Source organism: Streptomyces sp. C36, from assembly GCF_040932295.1.
GTDB lineage: Bacteria > Actinomycetota > Actinomycetes > Streptomycetales > Streptomycetaceae > Streptomyces > Streptomyces triculaminicus.
In genome coordinates, this window is the sequence record NZ_JBFQGI010000005.1 from 362518 (window position 1) to 385119 (window position 22602).

Below are 22602 nucleotides of genomic sequence, written 5' to 3' on the forward strand. Positions count from 1 at the left end.
CGCAGCAAGCGAGTGCAGCCTCGTTTCCCGCGGCCACGCGCGTCGTTGGGCCGGGTGTGACAGTTGCCCTCTCGCGCGCGGCACGGGGAATCGCCCTGCTGGCGATGATCCTGGCCGCGCTCGCCGGGTGCACCGTCGTCGCGCCGAAGACCCGTCTGATGGTGGACGACGCCCGGCCGACGAGCGAACTGATCCGCATCACCCCGCGCGACCGCGCGGGCAACGTCCCGGCCGCCGGGCGCTTCGAGGTGCGCTCGCCCGAGGGGACGCTCGAGCGGGTCACGGTCGCGGAGTTCCAGGACGGCGCCCGGCGGACGGTGCCCGGGCGGATCTCCGGCGACGGGCACAGCTGGCGGCCCGCGCCCGGCGGCCTCGGGCTCGCCGCCCGCTACACGGTGGACGTCGTCGCCCGGGACCCCTCCGGCCACCGTGCGGTCCGGCACAGCGTGTTCACCACGTATGTCCCGGAGCATCGTTTCCTCGGCTACTTCACGCCCGAGCCCTACACCACGGTCGGCACCGGCATGATCGTTTCCTTCGCCTTCAGCCGGCCCATCACCGACCGGGCCGCCGTCGAGCGCGCCATCCGCGTCACCTCCCGCCCGCCGGTGGAGATCGCGGCCCACTGGTTCGGCTCCTCGCGCCTGGACTTCCGGCCCCGCGAGTACTGGAAGCCGGGTACGGACGTCACCCTCGACCTGCGACTGCGCGATGTGCGCGGTGCGCAGGGCGTGTACGGCAGCCAGTGGAAGACCGTCGGGTTCCGCGTCGGCCGCAGCCAGGTCAGCACCGTCGACGCCGCCGCCCACACCATGACGGTCGTCCGTGACGGCAGGCCGCCGGAGACCGTGCCGGTCACCGCGGGCGGGCCGGGCAGCGACACGTACAACGGCAGGATGGTGATCACCGAGAAGTCCCCGGTGACCCGGATGAACGGGGACACGGTGGGCTTCGGCGGCGAGTACGACATCTCGGACGTACCGCACGCCATGCGGCTCACCGCCTCGGGAACCTTCCTGCACGGCAACTACTGGGCCGACCCCTCCGTCTTCGGCACGCAGAACGTCAGTCACGGCTGCATCGGGCTGCCCGACGCCCAGGGCGGCGACCCGTCGAGCCCCGCCGGCCGGTTCTACGACACCTCGCTGATCGGCGACGTCGTCGAGGTCGTCCGCTCCCCGGAGCGCGTGGTCGCCCCCGACAACGGCCTCGGTGGCTGGAACATGTCGTGGGATCAGTGGCGTGCGGGTTCGGCGCTCGGCTGAGCCCCCGGTTTGACCTGGCTGGAATCTGCCGCTTCACTTCGGTCACCGCCCTCACCACAGGCGCACGGTTCGTATCACCGACCCCATTTGGGACCGAACGGTGACATTCACCAGATCAGCGTTGTCGGTGGCGTGTGGTTATCTATCGACAACGCGCGGAGTGCCGCGCTCGGGGGCGCCGCGTGGCCGCGGGCCGTGCGAGGGGAGAAGAACCGTTTTGAAGGTGCAGCCGATATCGGGGAGCCGGGGCCGCCGCGTGGGGCTGTCCGCCCTGCTGCTCGGAACGGTGCTGACGCTGGTCAGCGCCTGTGACGGCGGCGGTTCGGACAACGGCGGCAAGAACGGCGAGAAGGTCGCCAAGGGCCCGTCGGACGCGGTCGTGAACATCGCGCCCACGGATGGCGCCAAGGACGTCGCGACCAGCGGCGCGCTCAAGGTGTCGGCGGACAAGGGCAGCCTGACGTCCGTCAAGGTGGCCGACGCCAAGGGCAACACGATCGACGGCAAGATAACCGGCGGTGGCGCGGCCTGGGAGCCGTCCAGCCACCTCGCGGCCTCCACGAAGTACACCGTGGACGCGATCGCCAAGGACGAGAAGGGCCGTCCGTCCGCGAAGCACGCGGCGTTCACCACCCTCACCCCGCAGAACACGTTCGTCGGCTACTTCACGCCGGAGGACGGCACCACGGTCGGCGTGGGCATGCCCGTCTCGGTCAATTTCAGCCGCGGCATCACCGACCCCAAGGCCGTCGAACGAGCCATCAAGGTGACCGCCGAGCCGTCGGTTCCGGTCAAGGCCCACTGGTTCGGCAACGACCGCATCGACTTCCGCCCCGAGAAGTACTGGGCGGCCGGCACCAAGGTGACGGTCAACCTGAACCTCGACGGCGTCCAGGGCCGCGAGGGCGTGTACGGCTCGCAGACCAAGACCGTGAAGTTCACGGTCGGCCGCAGCCAGGTCAGCACGGTCGACGCCAAGTCCCACCAGATGACGGTCGAGCGCGACGGCAAGGTCATCAAGACCATCCCGATATCCTCCGGCGCCCCCGCCAACCCCACGTACAACGGCCAGATGGTCATCAGCGAGAAGCACGAGGTGACGCGCATGAACGGCGCCACCGTCGGCTTCACCAAGGGTGACGGCAAGGGCGAGTACGACATCCCGGACGTGCCGCACGCGATGCGCCTGTCCACCTCCGGCACCTTCCTGCACGGCAACTACTGGTCCGGCTCCTCCACCTTCGGCGCGGAGAACGCCAGCCACGGCTGCGTGGGCCTGGAGGACCAGCGCGGCGGCGGCGACCCGAACATGCCGGCGGCCTGGTTCTTCAACAACTCCATGGTCGGCGACGTCGTCATCGTGAAGAACTCCGATGACAAAACGATCCAGCCGGACAACGGCCTCAACGGCTGGAACCTCCCGTGGTCGGAGTGGGGCAAGAGCAGCCCCCAGGCCGACTGACGGGCCCAGCGTTCGGAACCGGGCGGCCCGGTGCACTTGTGACCAAGTGCACCGGGCCGCCCGGGGTTAGGGGGTGTCCGATGGGTCGGTGCGGGCCCCACGACGCCTGGCACGGCGCCTCGCCGCGTTGTCGCATCACCCGAGTACGCCCAGTACGCGGGAGATGCTCCGCCTTGCGATCCACCGCACCAGACGCCGCGGGGCCCGCACCGACCCATCGGACACCCCCTGCCCCCCACTAACCTAAGCCTCATGACTGTGCATCTTGAGGTCGCCGAGGGCGTCGGTACCGTCCGGCTGGACCGACCGCCGATGAACGCGCTGGACATCGCCATGCAGGACCGGCTCCGCGAGCTCGCCGACGAGCTGACCCGCCGCGACGACGTCCGCGCCGTGGTCATCTGGGGCGGGGAGAAGGTGTTCGCGGCCGGCGCGGACATCAAGGAGATGCGGGACATGGACCACGCGGCCATGGTCGCGCGGTCGCGCGGGCTGCAGGACTCCTTCACCGCCGTCGCCCGCATCCCCAAGCCCGTGGTCGCGGCCGTCACCGGCTACGCCCTCGGCGGCGGCTGCGAGCTCGCGCTGTGCGCCGACTTCCGCATCGCCGCCGACAACGCCAAGCTCGGCCAGCCCGAGATCCTGCTGGGCCTCATCCCGGGCGCCGGCGGCACCCAGCGGCTGTCCCGGCTCGTGGGCCCGTCCAAGGCCAAGGACCTCATCTTCACCGGCCGTCAGGTCAGGGCCGACGAGGCGCTCGCCCTGGGCCTGGTGGACCGCGTGGTCCCGGCGGCGGACGTGTACGCCGAGGCGCACGCCTGGGCCGCCCGGCTCGCCACCGGACCCGCCATCGCGCTGCGCGCGGCGAAGGAGGCCGTGGACGCGGGCCTGGAGACCGACATCGACACCGGGCTCGCCATCGAGCGCAACTGGTTCGCGGGGCTGTTCGCCACCGAGGACCGGGAGATCGGTATGCGCAGCTTCGTCGAGGACGGTCCCGGAAAGGCCAAGTTCGTCTGAGACGCCGCAGGTTGAGATGACATGCCCCGGAGCCGTGGATTCCGGGGCATGCCTCGTGTGGGGGAATTCCGGCAGGGGCGACCCGTCCCGGATGCGGCCTTCCTCCGCCCGCCCGGCGATCTTTTCCACCCCCGGGGTCGCCGCAGGTCAGTCAGGTTTTCCGGATTGGCCTGCGGCCTCTGGCATATGTCGGACGGCCGCCACGGAAGCGCGAGCTCCGCTCCATCGAATCCCGGCGTTCCCCTCCCCGTCGCCGTGATGACGGCCATGATGGGGGCATGGCGGGCCTGGAGGGAACGGAGCAGCCGCGGCAGCGGGTCGGAACGACCCCCGCGCGGTGGTCCCCGGCGGTTGAGGACGAGCTGGCGCTCAAGGCGCTGGAGCTGTTCGGCGACCCTACGCTCGGCGAGGTGCGGCTGCCGTCGCGCCCCGAGTCCGCAGTGGCCGCACGGCGGCTGACCCAGTCGGTCGTCATGCGCCACTGGGGCCTGTCGGAACGGCTCACCGAGCACGCGGTCCTGCTCGTCTCCGAGCTCGTGGGCAACGCCGTACGCCACACCGGAGCCCGCCATTTCGGGCTGCGGATGCTGCGCCGGCGCGGGTGGCTGCGCATCGAGGTGCGTGACCCCTCCCGGGGGCTGCCCTGTCTGCTGCCGGTGCGGGAGATGGACGTCAGCGGGCGGGGGCTGTTCCTGGTGGACAAGCTCTCCGACCGCTGGGGGGTGGACCTGCTGGCGCGCGGCAAGACCACCTGGTTCGAGATGCGCGTGGCCGACCGCTGACGGACCGGTCCCCGGCAGGCCCGAAAACGAAGAGACCCCCAACCGCCGTCATGCGGCGGAGCGGGGGTCTCTTCGGCTGGCCGCGGAAAAATGGGGTGTGTTCCGCGGCGAGATGACGACCTGGCCCGGGTCAATGGGGGTCGTTGGCTCGACTATGACATGCGGTGTGTTCAAGAGCCAAAGCGAGAGGCCAGTAATCCAAGGTGACCTCCGCCACCGACCTTGAAATCCATGTATAAACCAGCGGTATCTCTTATCTTTATGTAAACGTTTGGATACGGGAGGCCCCAATGGAGCGCGTGTTTCCCCCCGTCCGCTGGATCCCGGCGGACGACGCCAACCACACGGTCTCCGACCGTCCCCGCGCCCACCCGGTCGACTTCGTCGTGGTGCACGTGACGGAGGAGACCTTCGCGGACACCCGCAGGATCTTCCAGGACCCCCGGGCGAAGGTGTCGGCCCACTATCTGGTGGGCTCGGCGGACGGCCGCGTCGCGCAGTTCGTCCGGGAGAAGGACATCGCCTGGCACGCGGGCAACTGGGACTACAACACCCGCAGCATCGGCATCGAGCACGAGGGCTGGCCCGACCGGCCCGAGTACTTCACCGACGCCCTCTACGACGCCTCCGCGCGCCTGGCCGCCGCCGTCTGCACCCGCTACGGCATCCCCGTCACCCGGGACCGCGTCATCGGCCACAGCGAGGTGCCCGGGGCCACCCACACCGACCCCGGTCCGCACTGGGACTGGGACCGTTATCTGGACCTGGTGGCCCGGCAGCTAATCTGTGCCGGTCCCACCACCACTCAAGGGGAGGCCCACATGGCTGACATCGAGGCAGCACGCACCGCTTTCAACCGATTCGACGTCGACGGCGACGGATTCATCACCGCCACCGAGTACAAGAGCGTCATGGCTCAGCTCGGCGACCACAACGTCACCGAGACCGTGGCCCAGGCCATCATCAACAAGAAGGACGGCAACGGCGACGGCGTCCTGTCCTTCGACGAGTTCTGGGCCTCCCTGAACCACTGATCCGGACGTGTTACGCCCGAGGGCCCCGGGTCAGCGCCAGCCCCTACGCTGCGCGCCGGCCCGGCGCCGGCGGTCGTTGCACAGCAGACACCGCCCCCAGCCGGGCGGCAGCGGGTCCTTGTCGTCCCCGTACAGCGGGTCCACCGGGCCCCTGGGGTGCTCCGCGCAGCCCGTGGCCCCCGCCCCCGCCCGCAGCGAGCCGGCAGCCGTCAGCGCCCGCCGCAGCGCGTCCACGAGCTGGTCGGCCTCATGGGGGGCGGGCGTGGCGTCGAGGGAGAAGGCGATGTCCGAGGCGGTGGTGAGCGCGCTCTGGAGTTCGCGCAGGTTTGCGTAACTCATGCCCGTGAGCCTACGGGGCACCACTGACAACGCCGGGCGGCCCCCTCTCGGGCCACCCGGCGTCAGCGCGTTCAACGCGCCCGTGAATCCCGGAGCGTCAGCACTCGATGACGTTCACGGCGAGGCCGCCGCGTGCCGTCTCCTTGTACTTGACCTTCATGTCCGCGCCGGTCTCCTTCATGGTCTTGATGACCTTGTCGAGGGAGACGTGGTGCCGGCCGTCGCCGCGCAGGGCCATGCGGGCGGCGGTGACGGCCTTGGCGGCGGCCATGCCGTTGCGCTCGATGCAGGGGATCTGCACCAGACCGCCGACCGGGTCGCAGGTCAGGCCGAGGTTGTGCTCCATGCCGATCTCGGCGGCGTTCTCGACCTGCTCCGGGGTGCCGCCCATGACCTCGGCGAGGCCGCCGGAGGCCATCGAGCAGGCGGAGCCGACCTCGCCCTGGCAGCCGACCTCGGCGCCGGAGATGGAGGCGTTCTCCTTGAAGAGCATGCCGATGGCGCCCGCGGCGAGCAGGAAGCGCACGATGCCGTCCTCGTCCGCGCCCGGGACGAAGTTCATGTAGTAGTGCAGCACGGCCGGGATGATGCCCGCGGCGCCGTTGGTGGGGGCGGTGACGACCCGGCCGCCGGCGGCGTTCTCCTCGTTGACGGCCATGGCGTAGACCGTGATCCACTCCATCGCGCGGGCCTGGGCGTCGCCCTCGGCGCGCAGCTGGCGGGCGGTGCTGGCGGCGCGGCGGCGGACCTTCAGGCCACCGGGCAGGATGCCCTCGCGGGACATGCCGCGGTTCACGCAGCCCTGCATCACGCGCCAGATCTCCAGGAGGCCCTCGCGGATCTCCGTCTCCGTGCGCCAGGCCTTCTCGTTCTCCATCATCATCGCGGAGATCGACAGACCCGACTCGCGGGACATGCGCAGCAGCTCGTCACCGGTGCGGAAGGGGTACTTCAGCACCGTGTCGTCCAGGACGATCCGGTCCGCGCCCACCGCGTCCTCGTCGACGACGAAGCCGCCGCCGACCGAGTAGTAGGTCTTCTCCAGCAGCGGGGCACCGGTCTCGTCGTAGGCGAAGAGCGTCATGCCGTTCGCGTGGTACGGCAGGGACCGGCGGCGGTGCAGGATCAGCTGGGTGGAGTCGTCGAAGTCGATCTCGTGGTCGGAGCCGATCTCGGAGCCGAGCAGCCGCAGCCGCTTGGTGGTGCGGATGCGCTCGACCTCGTCGTCGGCGGTCTCCACGTCGACGGTGCGGGGCGAGTGGCCCTCCAGGCCGAGCAGCACGGCCTTGGGCGTGCCGTGGCCGTGGCCGGTGGCACCGAGGGAGCCGAAGAGCTCCGCTCTCACGGAGGTGGTCTGCGCGAGCAGCCCGTCCTTCTTCAGGCGCCCCACGAACATGCGGGCGGCGCGCATCGGGCCGACCGTGTGGGAGCTGGACGGGCCTATGCCGATCGAGAAGAGATCGAATACGGAGATGGCCACGGTGGCAGCTCCTCTGGGTCGGTGGTACGGGTGGTACAGGGGGGTGGTGCGGTGGTGCGGGGCACCGCGCCCACCTCTCAGTGTGCGCGATGCCGGCCGCTCGCCGTGGTGGGTGTTCTCACACGGCGGCGCCGGGGCAGGAGGCGACGGGCCCCGGTCGTGACGCGGGGCACCGGGCACACCTCGCAGCGTGCCCAGTGCCCCGCACCGACCGGTGAATCCCGTGCGTCGGCCCTACTTCAGCCCGGGGTACAGCGGGTGCTTCGCCGCCAGGGCGGTGACGCGGCCGCGCAGGCCCTCGACGTCGAAGCCCGGCTTGAGGGCCTCGGCGATGATGTCGGCGACCTCACGGAAGTCCTCCGCCTGGAAGCCTCGCGTCGCCAGCGCCGGGGTGCCGATCCGCAGGCCCGAGGTGACCATCGGGGGACGCGGGTCGTTCGGGATGGCGTTGCGGTTGACCGTGATGCCCACCTCGTGGAGGCGGTCCTCGGCCTGCTGGCCGTCCAGCTCGGAGTTGCGCAGGTCCACCAGGACCAGGTGCACGTCCGTGCCGCCGGACAGGACGGAGACGCCCACCTCGGCGACGTCGTCGCGAACCAGGCGCTCGGCCAGGATCTTCGCGCCCTCCAGCGTACGCTGCTGGCGCTCCTTGAACTCCTCGCTCGCCGCGACCTTGAAGGACACCGCCTTCGCCGCGATCACGTGCTCGAGCGGGCCACCCTGCTGACCGGGGAAGACCGCGGAGTTGATCTTCTTGGCCAGCTCGGCCGTGGAGAGGATCACACCGCCGCGGGGGCCGCCCAGGGTCTTGTGGGTGGTGGTGGTGACGACATGGGCGTGCGGCACCGGGTTGGGGTGCAGACCCGCGGCGACCAGGCCCGCGAAGTGGGCCATGTCGACCATCAGGTACGCACCGACCTCGTCGGCGATCCGGCGGAAGGCCGCGAAGTCCAGCTGACGCGGGTAGGCGGACCAGCCGGCGACGATCAGCTTCGGGCGGTGCTCCTTGGCGAGGCGCTCGACCTCGTCCATGTCGACCCGGTTGGTCTGCTCGTCGACGTGGTAGGCGACCACGTTGTAGAGCTTGCCGGAGAAGTTGATCTTCATGCCGTGGGTCAGGTGCCCGCCGTGGGCGAGGTTCAGACCCAGGATGGTGTCGCCGGGGCTGAGCAGGGCGAACATGGCCGCGGCGTTGGCCTGCGCGCCGGAGTGCGGCTGCACGTTGGCGTGCTCGGCGCCGAAGAGCGCCTTGATGCGGTCGATCGCGATCTGCTCGACGACGTCGACGTGCTCGCAGCCGCCGTAGTAGCGGCGGCCCGGGTAGCCCTCGGCGTACTTGTTGGTGAGGACCGAGCCCTGGGCCTCCATGACCGCGACCGGAGCGAAGTTCTCCGAGGCGATCATCTCGAGGGTGGACTGCTGGCGGTGGAGTTCGGCGTCGACAGCGGCGGCGACGTCGGGGTCGAGCTCATGGAGGGAGCTGTTCAGAAGCGACATGAGTTCTTCCTGGACTTCCTGGCGGGAGGAGGTGGGCGGGATCAGCCGGCGAAGGCGGTGTACTCGTCGGCGGTCAGCAGGTCCGCCGGCTCGTCCGTGATCTTCACCTTGAACAGCCAGCCGCCCTCGAAGGGGGCGGAGTTCACCAGCGAGGGGTCGTCCACGACGTCCTGGTTGGCCTCGACGACCTCGCCGGTCACCGGGGCGTAGAGGTCGCTGACCGACTTGGTGGACTCCAGCTCACCACAGGTCTCACCCGCGGCGACCGCGTCACCGACGGCCGGGAGCTGGGCGTAGACGACATCACCGAGCGCGTTGGCCGCGAATTCCGTGATGCCGACGGTCGCCACACCGTTCTCGTCGGTGGCCGACAGCCACTCGTGCTCCTTGGTGTAGCGCAGCTGCTGGGGGTTGCTCATGGCTAGATTCTCCTGTACGCGCGAGAGTGCTTGTGCAAGGGGTCTTGACAGATGAGATGAGAGGGTTTCAGCGGGTCCGCTTGTAGAAGGGCAGAGCGACGACCTCGTAGGGCTCGTGGGCGCCGCGAATGTCCACGGCCACCCCTTCCGTACCCGGCGCCGCGTGCGCCGCGTCCACGTAGGCGATCGCGATCGGCTTGCCGAGGGTGGGGGAGGGGGCGCCCGAGGTGACCTCGCCGACGACCTCGCCGCCGACGGTGACCGCGAATCCGGCCCGCGGCACCCGGCGGCCCTGGGCGACCAGCCCGACCAGCTTGCGCGGCGGCGCGCTCGCGGCCCGCTCGGCGGCGGCCTCGAGCGCCGCCCGGCCCACGAAGTCACCCTCCTTGTCGAACTTCACGACCCGGCCCAGCCCCGCGTCGAACGGGGTGGTGGCGGTGGTCAGCTCGTGCCCGTACAGCGGCATGCCCGCCTCCAGGCGCAGCGTGTCACGGCAGGAGAGGCCGCAGGGGACCAGGCCGGCGTCCGCGCCCGCCTCGGTCAGCGCCTGCCACAGCTTCTCGGCGTCGCCGGGGGCGACGAACAGCTCGAAGCCGTCCTCGCCGGTGTAGCCGGTACGGGCGATCAGCGCGGGCACGCCCGCGACGGTGCCCGGAAGGCCCGCGTAGTACTTCAGCCCGTCCAGGTCGGCGTCCGTCACGGACTTCAGGATGCCGGGGGAAGCCGGTCCCTGGACGGCGATCAGCGCGTAGGCGTCGCGGTCGTCGCGGACGGTCGTCTCGAAGCCCGCGGCGCGCTCGGTGAGCGCGTCCAGCACCACCTGGGCGTTGGAGGCGTTGGCCACGACCATGTACTCCTGCTCGGCCAGGCGGTAGACGATCAGGTCGTCCAGGATGCCGCCCTCGGCGTCGCAGATCATGGTGTAGCGCGCGCGGCCGACGGCGAGCGCCGAGAGGTTGCCGACGAGGGCGTAGTCCAGGGCCTGGCCCGCCTGGGGGCCCGTAAGGGTGATCTCGCCCATGTGGGAGAGGTCGAAGAGCCCGGCGCGGGTGCGGACGGCGACGTGCTCGTCGCGCTCGCTGCCGTAGCGCAGGGGCATGTCCCAGCCCGCGAAGTCGGTCATCATCGCGCCGAGGGCGCGGTGCAGCGCGTCGAGGGCGGTGTGGCGGGGGGCGTTCGTCATGGTCAGGCTCCCGGGCAGTCAGTCGCGGAGGAATACCTCGAAAGGCGGCCTCCCCATCTGTCATCGGAACCTGAGAGGTTCACCGAGAGCTCCATGAGGGGAGTTCTCGGCTTGCACCTTGGGTGGGGCCGCCACCGCACCGCGGCGGGGGCCCGCTTTTCAGATCTGCCTCACCCGCGCGGTACGGGGCCTGAGAGATTCAAGGGAGGAACTTGCTCCTTCGGCGCCCAGCGCACACGGTGTGTGCCGCCTGGGACTCTCCCGCGCGGATTCGAGCGGCCGGTATGCAGTTGGTTGCGCTGGGTCATGCACGGTCGTGCACGATCCGGGTGGTGCGTGGGGTGCTGCTGGCGCGCACATCATTGCACGTAAGGGCGTATGAAGGACTGCCCCCGGTCCCATGAATTGGATTACCTTTTCTTTACGTTCCATGGGTAGGGGGCAGGGAACGACGGGGGAGGGAAGGCGATCACAGTGCGTACGCGTACGGACGTGCAGGCGGCTGCCGGCAGAAAGGCGCCCACGGCGCCGGCGGTGCGCCCGGCGGGGGTGCTCGACCTACGTGGCCGCACGGCCGCGGAACTGCGCTACCCGCTCGGCGACCTGCTCGTGGTCTCCGGGCTGCCCGGCAGCGGAAAATCCACGCTGATGCGGCGCGTGGTGGCCGCGGCGGACGGCCGGGGCGCGCCCGTGCGGCGGGTGGACTCCCAGGACGCGCGCGAGCGCGTGGAACGACGGATGCCGCGCCGCGTGCCGTACGCGGCCTACCGGCCTTTCGCGCGCCTCGTCCACTACGCGTCCCTGTGGCGCGCCCTGCGCTCGGAGCAGAGCGTCGTCGTCCACGACTGCGGCCAGCGCAGCGTGGTGCGCCGCTGGCTCGCCCGTGAGGCGCGGCGGCGGGGTGGGTCGGTGCACGTCCTGCTCCTCGCCGTCGACCCGGTGACTGCCCTGGCCGGGCAGGCGGCGCGGGGGCGGGGCGTCTCGGCCTACGCCTTCGCGCGCCATCGGCGCGCGATGGCCGGCCTGACGGCCGCGGCGGCGGCGGGCCGCCGGCCCGCTGGGGCGGAGTCGGTGACGGTCCTGGACCGCCGGGGCGCTGACGCGCTGTTGGCGATCACGTTCGGCTAGGTGCCCGGCACCGGGGGTACGGGTACGGGTGCGGCCCGGTGGTCGGGGTTTGTGCCCACCCGTTCCGCCCAGCGGAACGATTGCCCACAAACCGGCGGGCGATTGCCCACCCGCCCGCAACCCCACCCACCCACCCGCCCACCCGTGGGTGCGATCCGGCCGGAGGGGTCGGGGTGGGAGGGGCCGGGCCCTGGGAGGGACGTCAGGGTTATTTGCGGCCCAAGTGCGGGGTGACCAAGCCGGTAGAGGGCTCCGGGCCGTAAATAATCCAGTCCCGTAAGGGCCCGGCCCCTCCCGCCCCGGCCCCGCCCCACCGACGCACCCCGCACCACCCCAGCCCAGGCGCAGCCGTTAAGGTGCTGGGCCATGAGCAACCCCGAACCGCACGGCGCCGCCGCCGGCTGGCCCGGTAACGAACTCGAAGAGGTGCTGGCCGCCTCACTGGGCGCGGCCGGGCCCGAGGCCGGCGGCCGCATCGTCGAGGCGCTGGGGCGCAGCAGCGTGTGGATACCGCTGCCGGGCGGCGGCGGGCCGGACAGCGCCGGCCTGGACCTGCCCACGCTCGAACTGAACGGCGCCGCCTACGTGCCGGTGTTCACCTCGCACGCGGAGTTCCTGCGGGTGATGGGCGAGCAGATGTCGTTCGCCGTGGCCCCCGCCGTCGAGTTCGCGCGCGGCCTGCCCCCGCAGGTGGGGATCGTCCTCAACCCCGAGGGCACGGTCGGGGCCCCGCTGCCGCCGCCGGCGGTCGCCGAGCTGTGCCGGGCCGGCCGCATCCTCCTCGAGGGTGAGCCGTCGGGCGGCCGGGTGCGTCTCTTCGAGCCGGACTGGCAGGAGGAGCCGACGGCTTTCCTGGCGGCGGCCGGGCTGGAGTTCGCCGGACAGCGGCAGGTGGTGCGTACGGCCCGCCGCGCGCTGGCGAGCGTGGAGGGCGGGGAGCCCGCGCTGTTCGTGGGCGTGGAGCTGGAGCTGCCCGATCCGGCGGGCCGGACGGCCGCGCTGGAGGCCCTCGGCCGGGCGCTGGGCGAGGCCCCCGTGCCCTGGCCCGTTCAACTGGTGTTCCTGGACGTCGCACGCGATCCCGTGGCCGACTGGATGCGGGACCGGCTGCGTCCGTTCTACGACCGTGACCTGTGAACAGCGCGGACAGCTCTCTTGCCCGCGGCCCCGGCCTCGTAAGCTGGTTGGATGACCGTACGGGGTGACGGGACCCGTAAGGCGGCCGAGAGAGAAGGCGGACCCAGGTGAGCGCGGGCGCGGAGAGCGGCGTGGAGCAGGTGCTGCGCCAGGTGGCGCCCGGCCGGTACGACACCTATGAGGCGCTGTTGCGCGCTCTCGCCGAGGGCCGGGTGTGGATGCTGCTGTGGCACGGGCAGGCCGGCTCGCCCGACGCGCAGTACGGCAACATGCAGGTCGACGGGCTGGGTTACGCGCCCTGTGTGACGTCCGCCCAGGAGCTCGCCGCCAGCGGCTGGAACCGCGCCCACGAGGTCGTCACGGGCCGGGACGTGGCGGCGACCCTCTACCCCGACCGCTGGGGCCTGTGGCTCAACCCGCACGCGCCCGGCGGCGGCGTCGGCATTCCCTGGCCGGACCTGCGCCGGATCACCGCGGGCCTGGACCGGCTGCCGGCCGGCCCCCTGCGGCTGAGCGAACCGGCGGTGGACATTCCGCAGTTCTACGCCCTGCTCGGGCAGAACGCCCACCGCACGCCCGCGGTCCGGGCGCTGCGCCGTGCCTGGGTGCAGCCCGCGCTGGGCTCGCCGTACCTGGCGATCGGGCTGGACCTGTACGACACCTCTCCGGCGGCCGTGGAGTCGGTGCGGTTGATGATGCAGCAGTCGATCGGGGTGGTCCCGGAGGGGCTGCCGGTGTCGACGGTGTCGATGGCGGACGAGTACGACCCGGTCGCCATGTGGATGCGGGCCAACGCCCGTCCCTTCTTCGACCGTGACGCCTACGGCGGCGCCGCCGCGCCGACGGGTGGCTACGGCTACCCCCCGCAGCAGGGCTGGCAGGCCGGCGCGTACTGACCGCCGGACGGCGCCCCACTGTCCGTATAACGGAACCTTCCTACGCACATCACGGTTGCGCATCCATTGCCGACGACGTCTGGCGGGTGATCGGCGCCACATTGAAGACTCCCGCCAACAAGGGCCGACGGCCCCGACGACCCGCGCTGTGGCGCGGGCCGCACGACCCGCTCCGCACGACCCGCTCCGCGTGAACGTCCTCGCACCACCGCACAAATCGCACCACTCGCACCAGTGATGTGAACCTCCGCCTTCGCGGCGGAGGGCGTTGGGCCGGCGGCATCCGGCCGAGAGGGGTCCACCAGACATGACGGCACCACTGCACGATACGGGCGCGGCAGGGGCCGCCGCCGTCGATGTCGCCGCCGACGTGCCCGGCAAGGCCATCGAGGGGCGTTCCCCGTGGCGCATCGCCTGGATGCGCCTCAAACGCGACAGGGTGGCGCTCGCCGGCGGGGTCGTCGTCCTGCTGCTCATCCTGGTGGCGGCCTTCGCCCCGCTCATCGTGGGGCTGCTGGGGCACCCGCCGAACGAATTCCATGAAGAAACGATTGATCCGTTCTTCAGCACCCCCAAGGGGTCCTGGGGAGGCATCAGTTCGGACTTCCTCTTCGGCGTCGAGCCGGGCAACGGCCGCGACGTCTTCAGCCGGGTCGTCTACGGCGCCCGGGTCTCGCTGCTCGTGGCCTTCCTCTCGGCGCTCGTCGCGGTGGCGCTCGGCACGGTGTTCGGGATCGTCGCCGGCTACTTCGGCGGCTGGGTCGACGCCGTCGTCAGCCGGGTGATGGACCTGCTGCTCGCCTTCCCCCAGCTGCTGTTCATCATCGCGCTGGTGTCCGTGGTGCCCAACTCGCTGTGGGGACTGCAGGGGTCGGGCGTGCGGATGGCCGTGCTGATCGCCGTGATCGGCTTCTTCGGCTGGCCGTACGTGGGGCGCATCGTGCGCGGCCAGACCCTCTCGCTGCGGGAGCGGGAGTACGTGGAGGCGGCGCGCAGCCTGGGCGCGGGCCGCGGCTACATCCTCTTCCGCGAGCTGCTGCCCAACCTGGTGGCGCCCATCACCGTCTACACCACCCTGATGATCCCGACCAACGTGCTCACCGAGGCCGCGCTGAGCTTCCTGGGCGCGGGGGTCAAACCGCCGACCGCCTCCTGGGGACAGATGCTCTCCAAGGCCGTCACGACCTACGAGGCCGACCCGATGTTCATGATCATCCCGGGTGTGGCCATCTTCGTCACCGTGCTGGCGTTCAACCTCTTCGGCGACGGCGTGCGCGACGCGCTGGACCCGAAGGGCTCGCGCTAGCCGCCCGCACCACCGCCCGCTTCCGGTCGTACACCGCCCCTGTCGTCCCGTCAGGAGGCCGTTCCCGAACACCGCCGGCCCCCGGGCCGGCGACAATCACGGAGGTCGCGACATCTTGGCAACCCAGAGAAACTCCCGGCGCGCACTCGCCGCGGGGGCGGCCCTCGTGGTCGCGGCCCTGGTCGGCACCACCGCCTGCGGCGGCGGTGGCGGCAAGGACGGCAAGCACGGTGGCAAGGCCCCGGGGTTCAACGCCGGCATCGACAAGGTGGCGAGCGCCTCCGACAAGAAGGGCGGCGAGCTGCGGTTCATCGGCACCCAGGACGCCGACTCCTGGGACCCGCAGCGCGGCTACTACGGCTTCATGTGGGACTTCGCCCGCTTCTACACCCGCACGCTGGTCACCCCGAAGGCGGCGCCCGGCAAGGAGAGCCGGGCCGTCGTCCCCGACATGGCCACCGACACCGGCAAGGTCTCGGCCGACAAGAAGACCTACACCTTCACCCTCAGGGATGGCCTGACCTGGGAGGACGGCCAGCCGGTCACGTCCAAGCACATCAAGTACGGCATCGAGCGCACCTGGGCCCAGGACAAGATCTCCGGCGGCCCGCTGTGGCTCATGCAGGCCCTCGACCCGGACAAGACCTACAAGGGCCCGTACAAGGACGACAGCCCCGACAAGCTCGGGCTGAAGGCGATCGAGACGCCGGATGACAAGACCATCGTCTTCAAGCTGCCCAAGGCCAACGGCGACTTCCCGCAGATGCTGGCGCTGCCCGCCGCCGCCCCCGTGCGCCCGGACAAGGACACCGCGGAGAAGTACGGGCAGAAGCCGTTCTCCAGCGGCCCCTACCGGTGGGTGTCGTACACCCCCAACAAGGGCCTGGAGCTGGTGCGCAACGAGAAGTGGAAGCGGGAGTCCGACCCCGTCCGCAAGGCGCTGCCCGACAAGATCACGGTCAAGCTCTCCACCAACGCCGACGACATGGACAACCGCCTGATCGCCGGCGACTACGACCTCGACATCAACGCCACCGGCATGGGCTCGGCCGGCCGCCAGAAGGCCCTGCAGTCGGCCAAGGCGAACGTCGACAACCCCCAGACCGGCTTCATCCGCTACGCGGTCTTCCCCCAGACCGTGGCGCCGTTCGACAACGAGCACTGCCGCAAGGCCGTCATCTACGCCGCCGACCACACCTCGCTGCAGACCGCCCGCGGCGGCCCCGACGCGGGCGGCGACCTCGCCACCGGCATGATCCCGCCGTCGGTGGAGGGCTACGACCCCGGCTACGACCCGTTCCAGCTCAAGCAGGGCAAGCCCGACCTCGGCAAGGCCAAGGAGGAGCTGAAGGCCTGCGGCAAGCCGGAGGGCTTCAAGACCACCATCGCCGTCCGCAACAACAAGCCGCCGGAGATCGCCACCGCCGAGTCGCTGCAGGCGGCGCTGAAGAAGGTCGGCATCCAGAGCGACATCGACCAGTACGACGGCGCCCAGACCACCGGCATCATCGGGGCGCCCAAGAACGTCAAGTCCAAGGGCTACGGCATCATCATCATGGGCTGGGGCGCCGACTTCCCCAGCGGCCAGGGCTTCCTGCAGCCCCTGACCGACGGCCGGTTCATCCTCGACAGCGGCAACAACAACTACGGCGAGATCAACGACCCCGCGATCAACAAGCTCTACGACCAGGCCATCGCGGAGACCGACCCGGCCAAGGCCGGGAAGCTCTTCCAGGAGGCCAACAAGAAGGTCACCGAGGGCGGCTGGTACCTGCCCTTCGTCTTCGAGAAGAACATCATCTGGCGCAGCTCGCGGCTGACCAACGTCTACACCTCCGACGCCTACAACGGCCGCTACGACTACGCCTCGCTGGGCGTCGCCAAGTGACCGTCCGTCCGCTCAGCCGGCACACCCGCCGCCAGGCCCCGAAGGGCAGGTGAGGGCCGCGCGCGGCGGCCCCGGGGACCGTCACGGTTCCCGGGGCCGGCCGCCGGGCCGACCGCAGTGTTCGCATACATCGTCAGGCGGCTGGTCGCCGTCATCGTGATGCTGCTCGTGGTCACCCTGGTGACCTTCGGCATCTTCTTCGCCATCCCCAAGCTCACCGGTTCCGACCCGGCCCTGCTGTACGTCGGCAAGCAGGCGGACCCCGAGACCATCGAGGGCATCAGGCAGAAGCTGGAGCTCGGCGACCCCGTCCTGGTCCAGTTCTGGCACTTCGTCTCCGGCATCGTCGCCGGCCGCGACTACACCGGCGGCGGCACCTCGGTCCACTGCGACGTGCCCTGCTTCGGCTACTCCTTCCGCACCGAGCAGGACATCTGGCCGGTGCTCCAGGACCGGCTGCCGGTGACCCTCTCGCTCGCCGCCGGCGCCTGCGTGCTGTGGCTGCTGGGCGGAGTGATCACGGGCGTCGTCTCCGCGCTCAAGCGGGGCAGCCTGTGGGACCGCGCGGCCATGACCGTCGCCCTCGGCGGCGTCTCGCTGCCGATCTACTTCACCGGCCTGCTCTCGCTCGCGGTCTTCTCCTACGGACTGGGCTGGCTCGACGGCGAGTACGTCGACTTCGCCGAGAGCCCGGGGGAGTGGTTCGGCGGTCTCATCCTGCCCTGGGTCACCCTCGCCTTCCTCTACGCCGCCATGTACGCCCGCCTCACCAGGGCCACCATGCTGGAGATCCTCGGCGAGGACTACATCCGCACCGCCCGCGCCAAGGGACTGCGGGAGCCGGTCGTCATCGGCAAGCACGCCATGCGCTCCACCATGACCCCCGTGCTGACCATCCTCGGCATGGACCTCGGCGCCCTCGTCGGCGGCGCGATCCTCACCGAGACCACCTTCAACCTGCCCGGCCTCGGTCAGGCGGCCGTGAAGGCGATCGGCGACCGCGACCTGCCGCTGATCCTCGGCGTGACGCTCATCGCCGCAGCCGCGGTCGTCCTGGCCAACCTCGTGGTGGACCTCCTGTACGCCGTGATCGACCCCCGAGTGAGGCTCTCGTGACGACCGCACCCGTACCCGCCCCCGGACCCCCGCCGGACGCGTTCCTCGAGGTGCGCGACCTGCGCATCCACTTCCCCACCGACGACGGCCTGGTCAGGAGCGTCGACGGGCTCTCCTTCCGGCTGGAGAAGGGCCGCACCCTCGGCATCGTCGGCGAGTCCGGCTCCGGGAAGTCCGTCACCTCGCTGGGCATCATGGGCCTGCACACCGTCGGCCAGTACGGCCGCCGCCGGGCCCGGATCAGCGGCGAGATCTGGCTGGACGGCAAGGAACTGATGAGCGCCGACCCCGACGAGGTGCGGCGGCTGCGCGGCCGCGAGATGGCGATGATCTTCCAGGACCCGCTGTCGGCCATGCACCCCTACTTCACCGTCGGCGCCCAGATCGTCGAGGCCTACCGCGTCCACCACGACGTCGACAAGAAGACCGCCCGCAAGCGCGCCGTCGAGCTGCTGGACCGCGTCGGCATCCCGCAGCCCGACCAGCGGGCCGACGACTACCCCCACCAGTTCTCCGGCGGCATGCGCCAGCGCGCGATGATCGCGATGGCCCTGGTCAACAACCCCGAGCTGCTCATCGCGGACGAGCCCACCACCGCCCTGGACGTCACCGTCCAGGCGCAGATCCTCGACCTCATCCGCGACCTGCAGCAGGAGTTCGGCTCCGCCGTCATCATCATCACCCACGACCTGGGGGTCGTCGCCGAGCTCGCCGACGACATCCTGGTGATGTACGGCGGCCGCTGCGTCGAGCGCGGCCCCGCCGAGCAGGTCTTCCACCGGCCCCAGCACCCCTACACCTGGGGCCTGCTGGGCTCGATGCCGCGCATCGACCGCGAGCAGACCGAGCGGCTGATCCCCGTCAAGGGCTCGCCGCCCAGCCTGATCGACGTGCCGCCCGGCTGCGCCTTCAGCCCGCGCTGCCCCTACGCCGACGTCCCCGCCGGCGGGATCACCCGTACCGAGCGGCCGGAGCTCGCCCTGGTGCCGGGCACGGACGGGCACCACTCCGCCTGCCACATGACGCACGAGGAACGGGCGCGGATCTGGACCGAAGAGATCGCGCCGAAGCTGTGAAGGGTCATGAGATGACGATTCCCGGGCAGCCGTCCGCGTCGCCGGAGCCGGCCGCGCCGCTGCTGAAGGTCGACGGCCTGGTCAAGCACTTCCCCATCACCAAGGGCCTGCTGCGCCGCCGGACGGGCGCGGTGCAGGCCGTCGACGGCCTGACCTTCGACGTCCGGCCCGGGGAGACCCTGGGCGTCGTCGGCGAGTCCGGCTGCGGCAAGTCGACCATGGGCCGGCTGATCACCCGGCTGCTCGAACCCACCGCCGGGCGCATCGAGTTCGAGGGGCGGGACATCACCCACCTCGGCGTCGCCGGGATGCGCCCGATGCGCCGCGACGTCCAGATGATCTTCCAGGACCCGTACTCCTCGCTGAACCCCCGGCACACCGTCGGCACGATCGTCGGCGCGCCGTTCCGCCTGCAGGGCATCACGCCCGAGGGCGGGGTGAAGAAGGAGGTCCAGCGGCTGCTGGGGCTCGTGGGCCTCAACCCCGAGCACTACAACCGCTATCCGCACGAGTTCTCCGGCGGCCAGCGCCAGCGCATCGGCATCGCCCGCGCCCTGGCCCTCAAGCCGAAGCTCGTGGTCGCGGACGAGCCCGTCTCCGCGCTGGACGTCTCCATCCAGGCCCAGGTGGTCAACCTGCTGGACGACCTCCAGGAGGAGCTGGGGCTGACGTACGTCATCATCGCCCACGACCTGTCGGTCATCCGGCACGTCTCGGACCGTATCGCGGTGATGTACCTGGGCAAGATCGTCGAGCTCGCCGACCGCACCCCGCTCTACACCGCGCCCCTGCACCCGTACACCCGGGCCCTGCTGTCCGCCGTGCCCGTGCCGGACCCCGCGCGGCGCACCCGGCGGACGGGGGAGCCCTCCGGCGGCGGGGGGCGGATCCTGCTCAAGGGCGACGTGCCCTCGCCGATCTCGCCGCCGTCCGGATGCCGCTTCCACACCCGCTGCTGGAAGGCGACCGAGATCTGCGCACGCGAGGAGCCGCCGCTGCTGACGCTGAGGCCGGGACACGCGGCTGCCTGCCACCACCCGGAGGACGGCGGCGACTCCGGAGCGCGAGGTGCGGTCACCTGAGAGTCATGACAGGCTGAGGCCAGGCGTGAGCCCGTGGGGAAGGGGGAGGGTGCGGAGTCGGTGCGGCCGCCGCACGCGGGAATCGCGCGGTCGAAGGGACGGCTCATGGCACTCTCCCCCGCGATACGCCGGCTTCTGCCCGCCCGGGACTTCCTACGGCGGCGTCTGCCCGGCCGGGACTCCCTACGGCGGCTTCTGCCCGGCCGGGACTCCCTACGCAGGTGTCTGTCCGGCAAGGGCTTCATACGCCGGCGGGGGCCGGTCCGGCTCCTCGCCCTCGCCACGGCGGCGGCGACCGCCGGCGCGATAGCCGCCGGCCCCGCCTCCGTCCCCCGCCCCGGTCACCCGCTCGGCCCCGGCTCGGCGGGCATCGGCGACGCCTACTTCCCGGGCCTGGGCAACGGCGGCTTCGACGTCCGCCACTACGACCTCGACATCCGCTACACCCCGGACAGCGGCCGCCTCGACGGGCGGACGACCGTCACCGCCCGCGCCACCCGGGGCCTGACCTCCTTCCACCTGGACCTGCAGCAGCTCAGGGCCGCCTCGGTCGAGGTGAACGGCCTGCCCGCCGCCTTCACCCAGGAGGGCGCCGAGCTGAGGATCCGCCCGATGCTCCCGATCCCCAAGGGGCGCGCCTTCACCACCACCGTCGCCTACGGAGGCGTCCCCCGGCCGCTCACCGGCCCCATTGTCTTCGGCTCCAAGTACGGCTGGATGAGGACCAAGGACGGCGTCTTCGTCGCCTGCGAGCCCAACGCGGCCTCCACCTGGTTCCCCTCCAGCGACCACCCCTCCGACAAGGCGACCTTCGACATCCGGATCAGGGCGCCCAAGGGCCTGACGGCCGTCTCGAACGGCCGGCTCCTGGCCACGCACGACCGCGGCTCCACCACCGTCGCCCACTGGCGGGAGACCCGGCCCATGGCGCCCTACCTCGCCACCGCCACCATCGGGAAGTTCGACGTCAAGAAGGGCACCACGCCCGGCGGCATCCCCATCTACGTCGCCACCGACCCCGCCCTGGCCGGCGGCCAGATCGACTTCTACGGGCTGACGGCCGAGGCCACGGACTACTGGTCGCGGATCTTCGGCCCCTACCCCTTCGAGGAGACCGGCGCGATCGTCGACGACATCCCCGAGGCCGGCTTCTCCCTGGAGACCCAGACCAAGCCCGTCTACTCGGCCGTCCGCGACGAGTCCACGATCGTCCACGAGGTCGCCCACCAGTGGTTCGGCAACTCCGTCTCGGTCGAGCGGTGGAAGGACGTATGGCTCAACGAGGGCTTCGCCACCTACGCCGAGTGGCTGTGGGCCGAGCACAAGGGGCGCAAGAGCACCCACCGGTCCTTCCTCGAGGCCTACAACGAACGCAAGCCCGAGGACCCCTTCTGGAAGATCGACATCGCCGATCCGCAGCGGGAGACCATGCTCTCGCGGGCCGTCTACTTCCGGGGCGCGATGACCCTGCAGATGCTCCGCGAGCGCGTCGGCGACAAGGCCTTCTTCACGCTGCTGCGCAAGTGGACCAAGCTGCACCGGCACGGCAACGTCCGCACCGCCCAGTTCATCGGCCTCGCCGAGGGCGTCTCCGGCAAGGACCTGGGCCCTCTCTTCGACACCTGGCTCTCCAGCCGGAACCGGCCCACGTTGCCGTCCGGGCGCTAGAGGGTCTCCGACGGGCCGCCTCCCGGCCCCCGGACCGGCTTGTCAGGGACACCGCCCGCGGCGAGTAAGAATGTCTGGTGCTCTCCGATCTGTTCAGCCCCTCCGTCCAGCATTCGCTCGACCTCGCCGGGATCTTCGTCTTCGCCATCTCGGGCGCGCTGCTCGCCGTCCGCAAGAACTTCGACGTCTTCGGCATGGCGGTGCTGGCGGAGGTCACGGCCCTGGGCGGCGGGCTGCTCCGGGACCTGATCATCGGAGCCGTACCGCCCGCCGCCTTCACCGACCTGGGGTACTTCCTCACCCCGCTGGTCGCCACCGTGATCGTCTTCTTCCTCCACCCCGAGGTCGAGCGGATCACCAAGGCCGTGAACGTCTTCGACGCCGCCGGCCTCGGGCTCTTCTGCGTGGCGGGCACCGTCAAGGCCTACACGTACGGGCTCGGGCTCACCTTCGCCGCGACCCTGGGGCTCGCCACCGCCGTCGGCGGCGGCGTGCTGCGCGACATCCTCGCCCACGAGGTGCCCTCGCTGCTGCGCTGGGACCGCGACCTGTACGCCGTGCCGGCCATGGTGGGCGCCACGATGGCCGCACTGCTCCTGCGCTTCGACGCGCTCAACGTCTCCACCAGCATGCTCTCGGCCGCCACCGCGTTCGTCCTGCGCCTGCTGGCCATGCACTACAACTGGCGGGCGCCGCGCGCCTGGCACCGGCGCAGCGCGGCCACCGAGGATGCCGCCGCCGGATAGCCGCCCGAAGTAACGATTCACCGGGCCCGCCGCCCGTCACCCGCCGCCGATCCGCCCGCCGCCGGACAAGGGCCGGGC

The 22602-nt window shown here is 71.1% G+C and carries 20 protein-coding genes, 1 pseudogene and 1 riboswitch; of the genes and pseudogenes, 16 read left to right on the forward strand and 5 right to left on the reverse strand.

The features are described from left to right. Nucleotides 1–56 precede the first annotated feature (56 nt). The 6 genes and pseudogenes from AB4K12_RS18000 to AB4K12_RS18025 all read left to right on the forward strand — a co-directional run bounded on the left by AB4K12_RS18000 (nt 57) and on the right by AB4K12_RS18025 (nt 5563). Nucleotides 57–1265 (forward strand): Ig-like domain-containing protein, encoded by a 1209-nt coding sequence (locus tag AB4K12_RS18000; protein WP_368435123.1) that lies wholly within the window; start codon nt 57–59, stop codon nt 1263–1265. Nucleotides 1266–1482: 217 nt separating this feature from the next. Continuing rightward, the gene (locus tag AB4K12_RS18005; protein ID WP_368435124.1) at nt 1483–2727 is read left to right on the forward strand and encodes an Ig-like domain-containing protein; all 1245 of its coding nucleotides are present in this window, start codon (nt 1483–1485) and stop codon (nt 2725–2727) included. 252 nt (nt 2728–2979) lie between these two features. After that, nucleotides 2980–3747, forward strand: a complete 768-nt coding sequence (locus AB4K12_RS18010; protein WP_368435125.1) for an enoyl-CoA hydratase/isomerase family protein — start codon at nt 2980–2982, stop codon at nt 3745–3747. 224 nt (nt 3748–3971) lie between these two features. Continuing rightward, nucleotides 3972–4529, forward strand: coding sequence for an ATP-binding protein (locus AB4K12_RS18015; protein ID WP_368435287.1), 558 nt, complete (start codon nt 3972–3974; stop codon nt 4527–4529). 317 nt (nt 4530–4846) lie between these two features. Beyond that, nucleotides 4847–5299 (forward strand): annotated as a pseudogene (locus AB4K12_RS18020) (N-acetylmuramoyl-L-alanine amidase); the annotation flags it as partial. 51 nt (nt 5300–5350) lie between these two features. Continuing rightward, nucleotides 5351–5563, forward strand: coding sequence for an EF-hand domain-containing protein (locus AB4K12_RS18025; RefSeq protein ID WP_368435288.1), 213 nt, complete (start codon nt 5351–5353; stop codon nt 5561–5563). A 30-nt stretch (nt 5564–5593) separates the two neighbouring features. Here AB4K12_RS18025 and AB4K12_RS18030 read toward each other — a convergent pair whose 3' ends face one another. The 5 genes from AB4K12_RS18030 to gcvT form a co-directional block, all read right to left on the reverse strand. Further along, complete coding sequence (locus AB4K12_RS18030; protein WP_368435126.1) at nt 5594–5902, reverse strand: hypothetical protein; 309 nt, start codon at nt 5900–5902, stop codon at nt 5594–5596. A 97-nt stretch (nt 5903–5999) separates the two neighbouring features. Next, nucleotides 6000–7382, reverse strand: coding sequence for an L-serine ammonia-lyase (locus AB4K12_RS18035; RefSeq protein WP_362250520.1), 1383 nt, complete (start codon nt 7380–7382; stop codon nt 6000–6002). Nucleotides 7383–7616: 234 nt separating this feature from the next. After that, nucleotides 7617–8879, reverse strand: a complete 1263-nt coding sequence (glyA, locus tag AB4K12_RS18040; protein ID WP_362250517.1) for a serine hydroxymethyltransferase — start codon at nt 8877–8879, stop codon at nt 7617–7619. A 41-nt stretch (nt 8880–8920) separates the two neighbouring features. Continuing rightward, nucleotides 8921–9298: a glycine cleavage system protein GcvH gene (gene gcvH, locus AB4K12_RS18045; protein WP_368435127.1), complete on the reverse strand. Its 378-nt coding sequence runs from the start codon at nt 9296–9298 to the stop codon at nt 8921–8923. Nucleotides 9299–9365: 67 nt separating this feature from the next. Continuing rightward, on the reverse strand, nt 9366–10481 hold the full coding sequence (gcvT, locus tag AB4K12_RS18050) for a glycine cleavage system aminomethyltransferase GcvT (protein WP_368435128.1): 1116 nt from the start codon (nt 10479–10481) through the stop codon (nt 9366–9368). A gap of 169 nt (nt 10482–10650) precedes the next feature. Continuing rightward, nucleotides 10651–10755, reverse strand: a riboswitch (glycine riboswitch). Between the two features lie 275 nt (nt 10756–11030). Here gcvT and AB4K12_RS18055 point away from each other — a divergent pair. The 10 genes from AB4K12_RS18055 to AB4K12_RS18100 all read left to right on the forward strand — a co-directional run bounded on the left by AB4K12_RS18055 (nt 11031) and on the right by AB4K12_RS18100 (nt 22524). Next, nucleotides 11031–11609, forward strand: coding sequence for an AAA family ATPase (locus tag AB4K12_RS18055; RefSeq protein ID WP_368435289.1), 579 nt, complete (start codon nt 11031–11033; stop codon nt 11607–11609). A 366-nt stretch (nt 11610–11975) separates the two neighbouring features. Further along, entirely contained in the window at nt 11976–12746 is a 771-nt protein-coding gene (locus AB4K12_RS18060) for an enhanced serine sensitivity protein SseB (RefSeq protein WP_368435129.1), read from the forward strand. 107 nt (nt 12747–12853) lie between these two features. Further along, nucleotides 12854–13642 (forward strand): enhanced serine sensitivity protein SseB C-terminal domain-containing protein, encoded by a 789-nt coding sequence (locus AB4K12_RS18065; RefSeq protein WP_086571222.1) that lies wholly within the window; start codon nt 12854–12856, stop codon nt 13640–13642. 307 nt (nt 13643–13949) lie between these two features. Beyond that, nucleotides 13950–14948, forward strand: coding sequence for an ABC transporter permease (locus AB4K12_RS18070; protein ID WP_362250507.1), 999 nt, complete (start codon nt 13950–13952; stop codon nt 14946–14948). A 115-nt stretch (nt 14949–15063) separates the two neighbouring features. Continuing rightward, nucleotides 15064–16836, forward strand: coding sequence for an ABC transporter substrate-binding protein (locus tag AB4K12_RS18075; RefSeq protein ID WP_368435130.1), 1773 nt, complete (start codon nt 15064–15066; stop codon nt 16834–16836). A gap of 117 nt (nt 16837–16953) precedes the next feature. Next, nucleotides 16954–17952 (forward strand): ABC transporter permease, encoded by a 999-nt coding sequence (locus AB4K12_RS18080; protein WP_086571215.1) that lies wholly within the window; start codon nt 16954–16956, stop codon nt 17950–17952. Next, nucleotides 17949–19028, forward strand: a complete 1080-nt coding sequence (locus AB4K12_RS18085) for an ABC transporter ATP-binding protein (protein WP_368435131.1) — start codon at nt 17949–17951, stop codon at nt 19026–19028. The genes AB4K12_RS18080 and AB4K12_RS18085 overlap by 4 nt, the downstream gene beginning before the upstream one ends. 11 nt (nt 19029–19039) lie before the next feature. Continuing rightward, entirely contained in the window at nt 19040–20110 is a 1071-nt protein-coding gene (locus tag AB4K12_RS18090) for an ABC transporter ATP-binding protein (protein ID WP_368435132.1), read from the forward strand. Between the two features lie 105 nt (nt 20111–20215). Beyond that, nucleotides 20216–21778 (forward strand): M1 family metallopeptidase, encoded by a 1563-nt coding sequence (locus AB4K12_RS18095; protein ID WP_368435133.1) that lies wholly within the window; start codon nt 20216–20218, stop codon nt 21776–21778. A 77-nt stretch (nt 21779–21855) separates the two neighbouring features. Continuing rightward, nucleotides 21856–22524: a trimeric intracellular cation channel family protein gene (locus tag AB4K12_RS18100; RefSeq protein ID WP_368435134.1), complete on the forward strand. Its 669-nt coding sequence runs from the start codon at nt 21856–21858 to the stop codon at nt 22522–22524. Nucleotides 22525–22602: the final 78 nt, after the last annotated feature.

What these genes read in the sequence shown, in the direction of transcription:
- AB4K12_RS18010 (WP_368435125.1), top strand. Translation starts at nt 2,980, where the DNA reads ATGACTGTGCATCTTGAGGTCGCCGAGGGCGTCGGTACCGTCCGGCTG.
- AB4K12_RS18025 (WP_368435288.1), top strand. Translation starts at nt 5,351, where the DNA reads ATGGCTGACATCGAGGCAGCACGCACCGCTTTCAACCGATTCGACGTC.
- AB4K12_RS18030 (WP_368435126.1), bottom strand. Translation starts at nt 5,902, where the DNA reads ATGAGTTACGCAAACCTGCGCGAACTCCAGAGCGCGCTCACCACCGCC.
- glyA (WP_362250517.1), bottom strand. Translation starts at nt 8,879, where the DNA reads ATGTCGCTTCTGAACAGCTCCCTCCATGAGCTCGACCCCGACGTCGCC.
- gcvH (WP_368435127.1), bottom strand. Translation starts at nt 9,298, where the DNA reads ATGAGCAACCCCCAGCAGCTGCGCTACACCAAGGAGCACGAGTGGCTG.
- gcvT (WP_368435128.1), bottom strand. Translation starts at nt 10,481, where the DNA reads ATGACGAACGCCCCCCGCCACACCGCCCTCGACGCGCTGCACCGCGCC.
- AB4K12_RS18060 (WP_368435129.1), top strand. Translation starts at nt 11,976, where the DNA reads ATGAGCAACCCCGAACCGCACGGCGCCGCCGCCGGCTGGCCCGGTAAC.
- AB4K12_RS18070 (WP_362250507.1), top strand. Translation starts at nt 13,950, where the DNA reads ATGACGGCACCACTGCACGATACGGGCGCGGCAGGGGCCGCCGCCGTC.
- AB4K12_RS18090 (WP_368435132.1), top strand. Translation starts at nt 19,040, where the DNA reads ATGACGATTCCCGGGCAGCCGTCCGCGTCGCCGGAGCCGGCCGCGCCG.
- AB4K12_RS18095 (WP_368435133.1), top strand. Translation starts at nt 20,216, where the DNA reads ATGGCACTCTCCCCCGCGATACGCCGGCTTCTGCCCGCCCGGGACTTC.